We start from the raw sequence: 12,633 nt of genomic DNA, 5'->3' as shown, positions 1-12,633 counted from the left end.
ATTACCAAAAACCCCACTGGCGGGTCTGGCATACGTAAAGCCCCAGGGCCAAATTTCCCACCGCGTGCATGAAAACACAGGCCCCCAGGCTTTTCGTCCGCACAGCCACGAAATACATCAGCGAACCCCAGACAAACGCGCCCAGGTAATCCACCGGATTGTGCGCCAGCATCACCAGCACTGTCACCACACCAAAGACCCGCCAGGAGTGCAGCCCAAACGGCACCTGCTGCCAGTCACGCTCCCCTGCCCCGACGTAGCGCATAAGGAAGCTCCGCCAGAAGATCTCTTCGATCAACGGCACCACCACGACCATGCGGACAAAGCGCATGCCGATGGAGGCCCCTTGCCACGCTGGCCAGGCACTGAGCACTTCGGGATTAAAGCCCTCTTTCCGCTCCACCACGCCTAGCCACTCTGCCCAACTGGGTAAAGGGGTGCCTGAAGCTACCAACCGCTCATGCAGCCAGGCCGGAGCCACCCACAAGACAATGCCCATGATGCCAAGCACCGCAGCCAGTCCCAAACCACGCCACGGTGCCAGCCGATAGTGACGCGCAAAAAAGAGGAGCAGGCCCCCCGTCAAAAACGTCTGCACGGGGTAAAGCCAGTGCTCAGGTGCCTGCCGATACCAGGGCAGCTCGGGGTTCTCGATGCGGAACCAGCCGGGGACACTGTTTAACAACATAAAAACCGCCAGCGGCAGCACATGGGCCACCGTGGCGGATTCTCGAAGTCGTGTCAGATGGGCGAACATCGGCGGGAGGCATTCGCACCAGCCACCGATGATGCAAGCGCGGTCTTCACCGGAAGAGGCGCGCCTGGGAAGAAAGCAGACTACCTCCGCTTCTTCTTGCCACGGCCATGAAGGATGGCGCGAGCCTTGTCCTCTTCATCCAGCACGGTCGTGTATTTGTAGCTGAAGCCTTCCAGCTTCTTGCGCTCGATCTTCTGGCTGATGAGGCGTTCGATGCTGGCCACGTAGGGCAGTTCCTCAGCGCTAAACATGGTGTAGGCATCGCCTTCTTTCTGGGCACGGCCGGTACGACCGATGCGGTGCACGTAGTCTTCGGAGTTCTCCGGCACCATGTAGTTGATGACGTGGGTGACGCCGCTGACATCCAGACCACGGGCCGCGAGGTCCGTTGCCACGATGACTTCAAACTCACCATCACGGAAGCCTTTGAGAGCGCGTTCGCGTTCGCTCTGACGAATGTCGGAGTGCATCACAGCCACTTTGTAAGTGCCCTGTTCCTTCACTGCCGCATAGATCTGATCTGCCTGCGCCTTCGTGCGGGTGAAGATCATGAGACTGTCAATGTGAGTCTGCTTCAGAATCGCCAGCAGCAGTTCCTGGCGCTGATCGCTCGCCACAGGATACATGTAATGGCTCACCGTCTCCGCAGGGGAGAAACGGATACCGATCTCAATGCTCACCGGATCCTTCAGGGCAAACTCCGCCAACGTCTGGATCTGGGGCGGCATGGTGGCCGAGAAGAACAGGGTCTGACGCGACTTGGGTGTGCGCTCCACGATGCGGCGCACATCGGGCAGGAAGCCCATGTCCAGCATGCGGTCCACTTCATCGAGGATCAGCACTTCCAGGTTGTTCAGATTGGCCGTGCCATCCTGCATGAAATCGAGCAAACGACCTGGAGTGGCCACCACCACATCCACGCCTTCCTGCAGGCCTCTGCGCTGTTTTTCATAACCAACACCGCCGTGGACCAAAAGCACACGCAAGCCGGTATGTTTGCCGTATTTTTCAAACTGCTCGACCACCTGGGCGGCCAGTTCGCGGGTCGGTTCCAGCACTAGGCAGCGGAAGCCGCCAGGAGCACCGAGGCGGGTCAGGGTAGGCAGGGCAAAAGCAGCCGTCTTGCCAGTCCCGGTCTGGGAAGCACCGACGACATCCTTGCCTTCAAGCACGACAGGAATCGCACGTTCCTGGATCTGGGTGGGCTTTTCATAACCCGTCTCACGAATGGCCGCGAGGACGGCATCACTGAGGCCAAGGACCTGGAAAGCTTCTGGGAAAGGACCTTCCGGCACAGGGGGTGCAGGCGGTGGTGGCAGCGCAGCAAAGTTTTCGCGGGGCTTGGAGTCGCCAGCATCGCGTTCACGGGCGGGGCGTTCACCACGGCGAGGGCGTTCGCCGCCGCGTTCTGGACGGTCACCTCTTTCGGGGCGTTCACGGCGGGGAGGGCGATCGCCTTCACGTGGCGGACGGTCTCCCTGGCCTTCAGGACGCTCGGCACGTGGCGGGCGCGGGCCGCGCTCTTCACCACTGCGCTCAGGGCGTGGGCCCCTTTCACGACGAGGGCCATCGCGTTCGCGGCGGCGTTCACCCGTCTTGCCCTCAGGAGCCGATGGCTCATGGGGAAACATCTTGGCGATGCGGTGAGGCTCGGCCTTTTCAGGAGCCTGCGGTGTCTTCTTTTTATCGCCCAGCCCAATGGCTTTTTTGATGCCTGTCTTCAGGCGGCTCAGCAGGGACGCTTTTTTCTTGGGCTCGGAATGTCTCGTTTCGCTCACAATTTTTTTAGTTGGGGAGTCAGGATGGCTCTATCGGCCATGAAGCTGCACAATGCAAATAAAGAGGGGTGATGCAGTGCACTGGCCGTGGAGTAAAAGGCGGTTTATTAATGTACCACCTTTTGGTGGAGCATAGCGGGTTCGAACCGCTGACCTCCTGCATGCCATGCAGGCGCTCTACCAACTGAGCTAATGCCCCGGAAAAGAAAACCGGCTCCCCTGGTTTGGGGAGCCGGAGCTTAGCGTTTGCGCTAATGTTGGCAAGTTGATTTTGCTCTTTTTTTCAATTACTTTTTGCCGGAACCAGCGGGCTTAGCTGGCGTGGCTGGAGCTGCGGCCGCCTTTTTCTTGCTCTCATACAGCTTAGTCGCTTCAGAGATCTGAGCTGCGGTCATCTTGGCCTTCAGTTCGTCATGGTATTTGACGGCCAGTTCAGCCTTGTTGGATGCGTCCATGGCCAGCTTGGCGTAGGCCAGTGCCTGAGCGAGGTTAGGCTCGTTCTTGGCAGTGCCCAGACCACGCTCGTTGAGGCTAGCGAGGCGAAGCATCGCCATCGGTGCGCCCTGCTCGGCAGCATTGGTGTACATCTGTGCGGCAGCGGCTGGATCTGCACGGGTGCCCGCACCGATTTCATACATCTGTCCCAGAGCGATCTGGCTCAGTGCAAAGTTGGAACCAGCGGCACGCTGATACCAGCCCATGGCGGCGACGAGATCCTGCTCAACGCCGGTGCCATTCTGGTAATAGGTGGCCACGCGGTGCTGGGCCTGGGGCAGGCCGGAATTCGCAGCGCGAAGCTGGAAGGTGAAAGCCTTTTCAGGATCCTTGTCCACCACAGTGCCGGTTTCATAATACACACCCACGTTGAAGAAGGCTTCGGAAAGGCCGTTCTGGGCAGCCAGACGGTAAAGGTCCAGAGCGCTCTTGGCATTCTGCTGCACCACGGAGACAGCCTTCTCGCCTTCACCTTCATTGAGGCCGGCTTCGAAGTAGTTGCCGAGGCGGAAGAGGGCCTGGGCATCGTTGGCGTTGGCAGCCTTGGTGAAGTATTCCACGGCCTTTTTCAGGTCGCGGGTCTTGCCACCCAGACCGCTTTCATAGATTGCGCCCAGGAGGCGGTTAGCAGCGGCGAAACCAGTCGCGGCGGCGTCCTCAAACATTTTGAGGGCGGCTTCAGGGTCTTTCTTTACCAACTGCTTGCTGCCTTCGACGACAGGATCGCCATCAAAAAGGCGGGCTGCGTAGGTGCTCATGGCCACGGCATTTTTCTGCTCGGTGGCTTTAATGAGGTATTCCAGGGACTTGGCTTCATCCTTCGGCAGACCGTCCACGCCGGCTGCATAGAGCTGGCTGAGGCCCAGAGTGGCTTCGCCATCGCCTTCAGCGCTGCCTTTTTCCAGCAGGGCCTTGGCCTTGGCCACGCTCTTTTCCACACCGCCAATGCCGGAGAGGTGGAGATTGGCCAGAAGGCGGCGGGCCACCTTGTTGTTGGCGGCTTCAGCTTCCTGGATGAGCTTCACGGCTTCGGCCAGACGTTCAGGATCCTGCTGGGCGGCCTGGAGGAGCACCTGGGCCAGTTCGGCCTTGGCGAGCACCTGACCGAGGGCGGCTGCCTTGCGGTACAGCTCGACGATCTCGTTGACGTTGCTGTTGCTCAGCACGCCCCAATGGGCGAGCGCATACAGTGCGTCTTTGTCACCGGCTTTGGCCAGTTCATTGACCTTGGCCAGAGCAGTGTTGAAAGAGGCGTTGACGTCGGGTCCTGAACCGGGCTTTTCAGAGGCGGCTTTCTGGTCGGCTTCAAGCTGTTTGAGGACGGCCTGGAAGGCGTCGCTAGGCTTGTCCATTTCGTCGGTGTTGAGACCGGCGACGGCGACCATGGCGGCCAGTTTTACTTTGAGGGCTGTGAGTAACATATGGGGTTGGTTAAGAAGAACTCGGTTTTTGACCCGCCACAGCGGGAAGCGCTCATTTTTTCCGGTTTTACCCTGATAAATCAAGACTTTACCGCTCTTTTTAGAAAATTCCGCTCAGGAAACCCTCTGGGAGTCCTACAAAGCGATCACGCTCACCTTCCTTTGTTGGCATTCCTGGCGAAGTTCTTCCAGGCCTAACAACAAGGTTTTCCCTGCTTCCACGGCAATCAAGTCCACCCCGGCCTCCGCCGCTGTTCGAATGGTGTCCGGGCCGATAACTGGTACATCAAAGCGCATGTCCTGATTGGGTTTGGAGACTTTCACCATCGTGGCTCCGCCTTTGCCCATGGCCCCGCCACGCTTCACGGCCTCGTTCGTCCCCTCAAAGGCCTCCACCGCCAGCACGGTGCCGTTTTTCACCACCACGGTCTGGCCGATGTCCAGCCGGCTGCTCTCCTTGGCAATCGTGAATCCATAGTCCGCATCTTCCCAGCGGCGTTTCTTGATGGCTGGCCCTGCCACATGGCCACGGGCAGGCATGAGATCTTCCAGGAAGGTGGTGGCAGGCAGCAGGTGAATACCATCCTTGGTCATCTCATCGCTGATGGCACCAAAAAGTGTCTCCGCATTCCGCTGCTTCAGCCGCGCCAGCATCATCAGCAGCCGCAGGTCTGGCCGTAGGTCAAAGAGGTTCTTTGGGGCGATCTGCCCCACCATGACCGTCTGCTTCACCCCTTGCCTAACAAAGAATGATATCATTTTACTGAGCTGCCCCACACGGAACCACTCGATGGCATCCACCATCTCTGCGAGTTCCGGCTTCGTCTCATTCACAAAAGCCGCCACCACCAGGCGCTGCACCCCGGCCCGGCGTGCGGCTTTGACAAATGTCTCTGGGTAAATGCCGTTCCCGGCAATGAGGGCGATGGAGGAGAGATCGGGGGACATGCGAAGCTGGCCCTCTTTTACAATCATCTTCACCAGAGCACAACCCAGGGGATTCGTGGCATGGGCAGTCAGATTCTCCACCCATTGTGAGCAAGTTTCAAAACGCCGCCACCAGATAGCCCAGCACCATCACGGCCAAGACAATCGCGGCCACCCAGCGCCAGAAAAGTTCGCGGTTCATGCCGCGCCTCGGTTTGGCGGCACCGAATTCCCGGCTGACAAATTCATCGTAGTCGAAGTCGTCGTCATCCGGCAGGTCGAGCCCGTCATAGACTTCCCGGTTCTCCTTCCACCCCGATTTGGCACAGGCCCCGCAATCATCGCAGGCCACGGCTCCACGGGGCACCCATTCACCGCAGGCGGTACATTGACCAGGAGGCTTGAAAGACATGGCGGCAAGTCGGTGCAAAAATGGCCAGCGATGATCTGATCTTTATTTCAGAAAACCGCCGGCCACGAAAGAGTTTAACGCAGATTACAGCTTGGCAAGGCTGTCATCGAGAGCGGCGATAACGGCACCAATGCTTTCATCGGTCTCATCACCCATGTTGGAGATGCGGAAGGTCTTGCCCTTCAGCTTCCCGTAGCCGCCATCAATGATGAGGCTGTGATTCTTCTTCAGCAGGCCGATGAAGGCGGCGACATCAATCTCCTTGTTGTTGGCCACGCAGGTCAGCGACTTGGAACGGTAGCCTTCTGGCGCGAAGAATTCGAAGCCGTTTCGGCGCACCCAGTCATGCACCATGCCGTTGAGGCGGGCGTGGCGGGCGTAACGGTTTTCCAGGCCTTCGGCAAACATGGCCTTGAGCTGATGGCGCAGGCCATAGATGAGGCTGATGCACGGAGTGCTCGGCGTCATGCTCTTCTCGCCATTGGCCTTGAACTCGATGAAGTCGAAGTAGTAGCCGCGGTCTTCCACCGTGGCAGCGCGGGCCATGGCCGCTTCGGATGCGGTGAAGAGAGCCAGCCCTGGAGGCAGAGCGAAGGCTTTCTGGCTGCCGGTCAGCAGGACATCAATGCCCAGTTCGTCGAAGTTCACCGGCAGGGTGGTGAAGCCGGAAACGGAGTCCGTGATGAACATGACATCCGGATATTTTTTCTTCAGGGCGGCGATCTCTGTCAGGGGGCTGAGCACACCTGTGGAGGTCTCATTGTGGATGAAGGTGACGGCATCGAACTCACCGGTGGCGAGACGCTTGTCGATCTCTTCGGCCAGGATGGGCTGGCCCCATTCCACCTGGTAGGCTTCTGCCTGCTTGCCACAGCGCTTGGAGACATCCAGCCACTTGTCAGAAAACGCGCCGTTGCAGCAGTTGAGGACTTTCTTTTTCACCAGGTTGCGGATGGAGCCTTCCATCACGCCCCAGGCGGAGGAGGTGCTGAGAAAGACCTGCTGTTGGGTGCCAAAGAGAGTCTGCAGCATCGGCTGGATCTCCGCATACAGATCCTGGAAGCCTTTGCCACGGTGGCCCATCATGGGCTGGGACATGGCCGCGAAGGTAGCGGGGCTGACTTCGACGGGACCAGGGATGTAGAGTTTGACGTGGGTGCTCATGGGGTTGGTTTGGCCTGCGGCAGGCCGATAAAAAAGGGCGCAGAACGTAGAACCAACGTGCGTGTGCGCAACTGCGGATGCAAACCAAGTGGGGACAGGTTTTTTCCGCTATTCGGACTTGAACACGGGAGCCAGCAGTTCCAGCAGCGACGAACGGGTGACGTAGAAAACGTCTGGCCCTTTGTCCACCTGGCCAAAATACAGGGCGGTATCCATGTCGGGCTGTGTGGGTGAAAAGTTCATCTCGATGTCCCGGGTTGGCCCGGTGTTCGTCCCGGGCTCGCCCAGCGTCACCACCACCCGCAGCGCCGGTGTCTTCAGCGCCTGGATGGCATTGGTGGCATCGGCAGACCAGTCCTGAACATTGAATTTCGCCAGCGATCCGGCCAGCCGGTCGGCCTTCACGCGATCAATCATGGCCGTGATGTCCCGGCCCGCGCGTGCGCCGGTCCACTGCGCGGTGGTGGGGTCATAAGAAAGCTCCACAGGCGGCTGGGTGCCCATGGCGAGGCTGATTTTCCGCAGGGCAAACTGGGTGAAGCGTATGGCCCCCAGCCCCTTCCACTTGATGCCATCCTGCGGAATGCTGGGCAGCAGCGAGGCATCAATCTGGTAAACACTGGGCTCGGCCTCATACTTGGCAAAAAACTCCGTGCGCTCTGCATTGGCCCCAAAAAAGAGCTTCATCGCCCGGCCATCGGCCGAACTGAACGTGAGGGTCAAAAAGGGCTTGTCCAGGCCGTAACCGGCGAGATTGGCGGCGGAGTCTGAGGCATAACTGCGGATGGGGTGGGAGTTCAGAGCCTCAAACAGACGCGCCACACGGTCGCCATTGGCAGGCTCCAGCTTGTTGTGGCGGCGCAGGAACCAGGACTCCTGTTTCTTTTCCAGCAACACCGGGGCAAACACCTGCGAATCAATACGGACCGCAGCGACGGCCTCCGTCTCGATGCGGGCCAGCATGCGATCGCGCAGGTCATTGGGCTGGGACCACAGATCCGCCAGCGATTTGGAAAGCACGGTAAAGATCGGGCGGCGGTGGCTGACAGTGGCCTTTGTCTCCAGCGAATCCGGCTGGGGCTTGGTGATGGTGATCTCTGTCTGGATGGTGGTTTCATCCTGCTGGGCCGTGAGGGTGATCTTCAGCGGCTGGCCATTGATGGCCGCCGTGGCGGTGCCGCCCTCGATGGCGGTGGCCGCCCCCGTGGTGACTTCCACCGCATCTTTGATCTCTAGATTGAGGAGGGTGGAAAGCAGTTCGCCGATCTTCTCCTTGCTGCCACGGGTGCTCAGCGGCTTGGCCAAAATCCAGCCTGCCTTTCCAGGCACGCGGACCAGCTCAATCTGCCCGCCTTCCTGGACGAGCTTGATCCCAGTCACCTGCTCTGCCGCCAAGCGCACCAGCTTGCTGTCCCGCCAGTCCTTCGGCGTGGGTTTGAGCAGGTCCGGGAGGGTGGTCTTGGCCACGTAATAGGCGGTCTCCTCGCTGTCGTTTGACTTTTGCACGGCCAAATAATGGCTGCCCTCAATCGCGGCGGCGGAGCCCAGCCAGACTTCCAGCACGGTATCGCTGCCCACCATCAGCCGTAGCTTTTGCCGGGGCTGATCCAGGGCCGTCTTGGCCCAGCCTGCCTCGTCAAATTCCGCACGATGCACGCGCTCAATCCAGCCAATGGACAGAAGTTCATCTAGCAGCTTGGTCACCTTATCAGGATCGGCATGGTCATTGAAGGGTCGGCGCACCCACCAGATGCCTTTGTCACGAGCCAGGGAGACGCCATCGCCGCCGCTGGAATCAATCTCAAACTGGGTCACCTCGCTCTTGTTGAACTTCACCGGGCCCTTCTTCATTTCCCGAAGCTCACGGGTGGAGGGCAGGTAACGTTCGACCCCGAGGATGACAGCGCCAAGGGCGACAACAAGAAGCAGCAAAAAAGCCGTGGTACGCGGGTGCATGGTGGTGGTGTCAGGCGGCGCGGCGGGAGGCCCAGACCATCATGCCCAGACCGAGAACAAGGCCCGGCATGGCGATGGTGGTGATCCAGAAAATCAGCTCATTCTGCCGAGGATTGAGCTGGATGCGGTAGCTGTGCTTTTGCTTCGGCGGGGCACCGCTAAGTTTCTCCCGGTTCAGGATCCAATTCAGGCAGCCGGCCACAAAATCACGGTTGACCCCCAGGGCGGTCTTTTTGTCCAGCATGGATGCATTACCGACCACGACCATGCGGCAGGTATCCATTCGCAGACGTTCATCGGCCACGCTGCCTCGCTCCACCGAGGCCGCCAGGAAAATGGGGGCCTTGGTATCTTCCTCATCCACGAGAGGGAGCTCCTCGAGGTAGTTTTTCTCCCCCCAGTAGCGGTCTGAAGCCCCGATGAGGGCACGAACGGTGATGTTTTGATTCAGCAGATACTCATCATCAAAACGCACGTCCAGAGACTGCGACTGGCCCGGCATGGTGACGGTGGAGGCGGCCAGCGGCTGGGTGATGGAGGACTCGTTGTCAAAAATGGCCTGCACGGAAAATTCTTTGCGGGTACCCGTACCGGTGCTCTCCGCATAGAGGACGCGGTCCTCGCGCGGCGTAACTCCATTGATGCCGAGGAAAGCATGCAGGCGAGGGGTTTCACCGGCCGGATCCAGCATCACCAAAAGTCCGGCCCGCTTGCTCTCCCAGTAGGCTTTCAGCATCTCCACCTCACGCTCGGAAAGATCGTAGCGCAGACCGATGAGAAGCAGCCCGTCGGCATCCTCCGGGACGCGGCTGATGTCTGCCAAGTTCAGCGGCAGAAGCTGGAAATTCTGCTGACGGCCCAGCCCGCCTAGGGCAGCCATCACATCCGTCAGTGCCGTCTCCGTGCGGGCACCTTTGCCCAGGACGAGATAAAATTTGCGTTCGCCGCCTTCGATCAGGTTGATCATGGCCGAGGTGACGGCGTCTTCGCCACGGAATTCCTTGATGGCCCGCACCGCTTGGTTGCCGGTCTCGCGGATCACCAATTCCTCTTCACGGATGAAGCGGGTGCGGCTGCCCACCCGGATGACGATGCCGTTTTGGTCCAGCGCCAAGCCTGTCTCAGCCTTCAGTTCCTCGGCGCGTTCGATGTCCCGCAGGGGGTCGATGGAGCGCAGTTTGACACGACCACGGCCATTGATGCGGTACTCTTCCAGAAGGGCCTGCACATCGGGGAAGATCTTTGAATCGCGGGCAAAGACATTGGCAATGAAAACGTCCTTGGGCAGCTTGCTCACATAGTTCAGCGTGGCCGAACTCAGGGTAAAGCTCTGCTGCGGACTGAGATCCCAGCGGGCATGGTAGCGGTAGCTGAGGCGATTCACGCCAAAGAAGATGGCCAGCACCAGAATCACCTGCAGGACCACGTTCAGGCCGATGCCCCATCTCTTGGGCAGAGAGGGCTTGGGCGGGGGGCTGGAGTCTGGCGGGGTGTCAGGCATTGCGGCAAAAGGGCAAAGGGGATCGTCTGCGACGCGGCTCAGGACCTCCAGCGGCGGAATTCCACCACCTGATGTGTGAGGGCGAGGAAAAGGAGGGCCAGGCTGGAGTAATAAACCAGGGGCCGGGTATCAATGAGACCGCTGGTGAAGGTGCGGATGTGCTCCCGGCTGGCGAAATAGTTGGTGATGTCCACAAAGGTCTCATTCACCTGGCGCCCGATGACGCTGATGAACAGGCCCACCAGGAAATGCAAAAGGCTGGCCGTGAAGGACATGACCGCCGCGATGATCTGGTTTGAGGTCAGGGCGGAGGCCAGGCAGCCCATGGCCAGATTGAACAGGCCCATGGCAAAAAGGATGAGGTAGCTGCCTTTAATCGCGCCAGGTGGCATCTCGATCTGACCCACGGTGATCCAGTCCAGCAGCTCAAAGTTCAGGTAGCTCGGCACCCACAGCACGCAGTAAATGACGACTGCGGCGAGATATTTGGCCCACACCACCTGCCAGGCCCGGACCGGGGCGGTGAAGAGCGTTTCAAAGGTGCCCATCTTTTTCTCCTCAGAGAAAAGCCTCATGGTCAGCAGCGGGAAGACAAAGAAGTAGGACAGCCAAAACCAGATGGCATCAAAGGTCCAGGTGACGATGGAACCTTCGCTGGGGGCACTTTCCAGCAGGGAAAGTGCGGCGCGCAGGCAAAAGCCGTTTAGCACCATGATCAAGGCCAGGACGATGTAGGCCATCGGCGACACGAAAAACGCGCGCAGTTCTTTTTTCAGCAGCACCCAGAAAATTCTCATCGTGTCGGTCAGGCGGGGGTCAGGATTTCACAGGTTCAGAGGCTGCCAGTTCCACAAAGACATCCTCCAGGCTGGGCAACTGGCGGTGCAGTTCCCGCAGCTTCCAGTTTTTGGCCGCAGCCAGGTTCATCACCGCCTCGCGCACATCGTGCCCAGGCTCCACCCGCAGGGTGTAGCGCGTCCACGTGCCATCTTTGGAATCTTCGATGACCTTGCGCACCGCCGTCAGGGACTCCAGTCCGGCGGCCACATCCCCCTGCCCTTCCACTTCCACGAACACCTGCGTCAGGGCGCGCAGCTTTTTGGTGAGGTTCAGCGGGGTGTCATTGGCCAGCAGGCGGCCATGATGGATCATGATCACGCGGTCGCAGATCTGCTCCACCTCCTGCAGGATGTGGGTGGAAAGCAGGATGGTATGCTTGGGGCGGAGGCTGGCCAGCAGTTCCCGCACCTGGCGGATCTGCACGGGGTCCAGGCCACTGGTCGGTTCATCCAGGATCAGCAGAGGCGGCTCGTGCAAAAGCGCATCCGCCAGGGCCACACGCTGGCGGTAGCCTTTGGAGAGGTTGCCGATCAAGCGGCGGCGCACATCCGCCACGGAGCACAGATCCATCACTTCGCCCACGCGGCGGCGCATATCCCGTCCACGCAGGCCCTTGAGTTCCCCGCGAAAACGCAGGTATTCCTTCACCTTCATGTCGGTGTAAAGGGGGGCCATTTCCGGCATGTACCCGATGGAACGGCGCACCTCCAGCGACTGGCGGAAGACATCGTAACCATTCACTGTCACCTGGCCGGAGGAGGGCGGCATGAAACCCGTCAGCACTCGCATCGTGGTGGATTTGCCAGCCCCGTTGGGCCCCAGAAAACCCACAATCTCACCCGGCTGCACCTCAAAGGAGATGTGATCCACCGCCATGCGTCCGGCATAATGCTTGGTGAGGTCTTGGACGGAGATCATTGCGTGGGGGGAAATGAAATGGGAATTACGGAATATTTTTTGAGCGGATTTGAAATAAAGCCCACATAACGAGCGATGACAACACCTGAACGGACTTTCCCCCAAATCGTCCGCCTAGTTGTGCAACCCGCCACCCACGTGGAGAAAAGGTCGGCTTGCACCGTCGCTGATTCAAACGTAACTATCCTTAGCCATGAACACCCATCACCTTTTCACCGCCTTTGGTCCCCTCGGCACGCCTGAGCTGATCATCATCGCCATCCTCGTTCTCGTCCTTTTCGGAGCCAAAAAGCTCCCGACTTTCGCCCGCAGCCTGGGCAAGAGCATGGGCGAGTTCAAAAAAGCCCGCGAAGAATTCGAGCACGAGCTCACCAACGCCCAGGAAGAAGTGCAGCGCCCAACCATCCCTCAGACGGTCGAGAAGCGCCAGCCAGTGTCTTCCACCCAAGACGTCTGATTTGCCT

Annotated in this window: 11 protein-coding genes and 1 tRNA gene; 1 reads left to right on the top strand and 11 read right to left on the bottom strand. The window is 59.5% G+C overall.

What is annotated here, in order from left to right; genetic code table 11:
* Position 1 precedes the first annotated feature (1 nt).
* The 11 genes from ABEB25_RS23035 to ABEB25_RS22985 all read right to left on the bottom strand — a co-directional run bounded on the left by ABEB25_RS23035 (position 2) and on the right by ABEB25_RS22985 (position 12,169).
* On the bottom strand, positions 2 to 757 hold the full coding sequence (locus tag ABEB25_RS23035) for a CAAX prenyl protease-related protein (protein WP_345738812.1): 756 nt from the start codon (positions 755 to 757) through the stop codon (positions 2 to 4).
* A gap of 80 nt (positions 758 to 837) precedes the next feature.
* Positions 838 to 2,535 carry a DEAD/DEAH box helicase gene (locus ABEB25_RS23030; protein WP_345738811.1) on the bottom strand — a complete coding sequence of 566 codons (1,698 nt, stop codon included), beginning with the start codon at positions 2,533 to 2,535 and terminating at the stop codon, positions 838 to 840.
* Between the two features lie 123 nt (positions 2,536 to 2,658).
* Positions 2,659 to 2,734, bottom strand: a tRNA-Ala gene (locus tag ABEB25_RS23025).
* Between the two features lie 88 nt (positions 2,735 to 2,822).
* Entirely contained in the window at positions 2,823 to 4,451 is a 1,629-nt protein-coding gene (locus ABEB25_RS23020) for a tetratricopeptide repeat protein (RefSeq protein ID WP_345738810.1), read from the bottom strand.
* A 135-nt stretch (positions 4,452 to 4,586) separates the two neighbouring features.
* On the bottom strand, positions 4,587 to 5,399 hold the full coding sequence (locus ABEB25_RS23015) for an LpxI family protein (RefSeq protein ID WP_345738809.1): 813 nt from the start codon (positions 5,397 to 5,399) through the stop codon (positions 4,587 to 4,589).
* A 97-nt stretch (positions 5,400 to 5,496) separates the two neighbouring features.
* Positions 5,497 to 5,790, bottom strand: a complete 294-nt coding sequence (locus tag ABEB25_RS23010) for a zinc ribbon domain-containing protein (protein ID WP_345738808.1) — start codon at positions 5,788 to 5,790, stop codon at positions 5,497 to 5,499.
* An 84-nt stretch (positions 5,791 to 5,874) separates the two neighbouring features.
* Complete coding sequence (locus ABEB25_RS23005) at positions 5,875 to 6,954, bottom strand: pyridoxal-phosphate-dependent aminotransferase family protein (protein WP_345738807.1); 1,080 nt, start codon at positions 6,952 to 6,954, stop codon at positions 5,875 to 5,877.
* A gap of 108 nt (positions 6,955 to 7,062) precedes the next feature.
* A complete protein-coding gene (locus tag ABEB25_RS23000) occupies positions 7,063 to 8,910 on the bottom strand; it encodes a DUF4340 domain-containing protein (protein WP_345738806.1) in 1,848 nt (615 codons plus the stop codon).
* Between the two features lie 10 nt (positions 8,911 to 8,920).
* Positions 8,921 to 10,411: a DUF7088 domain-containing protein gene (locus ABEB25_RS22995; protein ID WP_345738805.1), complete on the bottom strand. Its 1,491-nt coding sequence runs from the start codon at positions 10,409 to 10,411 to the stop codon at positions 8,921 to 8,923.
* A gap of 38 nt (positions 10,412 to 10,449) precedes the next feature.
* Positions 10,450 to 11,208, bottom strand: coding sequence for an ABC transporter permease (locus tag ABEB25_RS22990; RefSeq protein WP_345738804.1), 759 nt, complete (start codon positions 11,206 to 11,208; stop codon positions 10,450 to 10,452).
* Between the two features lie 19 nt (positions 11,209 to 11,227).
* A complete protein-coding gene (locus tag ABEB25_RS22985) occupies positions 11,228 to 12,169 on the bottom strand; it encodes an ABC transporter ATP-binding protein (protein WP_345738803.1) in 942 nt (313 codons plus the stop codon).
* Positions 12,170 to 12,362: 193 nt separating this feature from the next.
* Between ABEB25_RS22985 and ABEB25_RS22980 the strand changes: the two genes are divergently transcribed.
* A complete protein-coding gene (locus ABEB25_RS22980) occupies positions 12,363 to 12,626 on the top strand; it encodes a Sec-independent protein translocase subunit TatA/TatB (protein ID WP_345738802.1) in 264 nt (87 codons plus the stop codon).
* Positions 12,627 to 12,633: the final 7 nt, after the last annotated feature.

This window comes from Prosthecobacter algae (assembly GCF_039542385.1).
Taxonomy (GTDB): domain Bacteria; phylum Verrucomicrobiota; class Verrucomicrobiia; order Verrucomicrobiales; family Verrucomicrobiaceae; genus Prosthecobacter; species Prosthecobacter algae.
This window is presented reverse-complemented; position numbering and strand designations above follow the sequence as displayed.

What these genes read in the sequence shown, in the direction of transcription:
- ABEB25_RS23035 (WP_345738812.1), bottom strand. Translation starts at nt 757, where the DNA reads ATGTTCGCCCATCTGACACGACTTCGAGAATCCGCCACGGTGGCCCAT.
- ABEB25_RS23020 (WP_345738810.1), bottom strand. Translation starts at nt 4,451, where the DNA reads ATGTTACTCACAGCCCTCAAAGTAAAACTGGCCGCCATGGTCGCCGTC.
- ABEB25_RS23015 (WP_345738809.1), bottom strand. Translation starts at nt 5,399, where the DNA reads ATGTCCCCCGATCTCTCCTCCATCGCCCTCATTGCCGGGAACGGCATT.
- ABEB25_RS23010 (WP_345738808.1), bottom strand. Translation starts at nt 5,790, where the DNA reads ATGTCTTTCAAGCCTCCTGGTCAATGTACCGCCTGCGGTGAATGGGTG.
- ABEB25_RS23005 (WP_345738807.1), bottom strand. Translation starts at nt 6,954, where the DNA reads ATGAGCACCCACGTCAAACTCTACATCCCTGGTCCCGTCGAAGTCAGC.
- ABEB25_RS23000 (WP_345738806.1), bottom strand. Translation starts at nt 8,910, where the DNA reads ATGCACCCGCGTACCACGGCTTTTTTGCTGCTTCTTGTTGTCGCCCTT.
- ABEB25_RS22995 (WP_345738805.1), bottom strand. Translation starts at nt 10,411, where the DNA reads ATGCCTGACACCCCGCCAGACTCCAGCCCCCCGCCCAAGCCCTCTCTG.
- ABEB25_RS22990 (WP_345738804.1), bottom strand. Translation starts at nt 11,208, where the DNA reads ATGAGAATTTTCTGGGTGCTGCTGAAAAAAGAACTGCGCGCGTTTTTC.
- ABEB25_RS22985 (WP_345738803.1), bottom strand. Translation starts at nt 12,169, where the DNA reads ATGATCTCCGTCCAAGACCTCACCAAGCATTATGCCGGACGCATGGCG.
- ABEB25_RS22980 (WP_345738802.1), top strand. Translation starts at nt 12,363, where the DNA reads ATGAACACCCATCACCTTTTCACCGCCTTTGGTCCCCTCGGCACGCCT.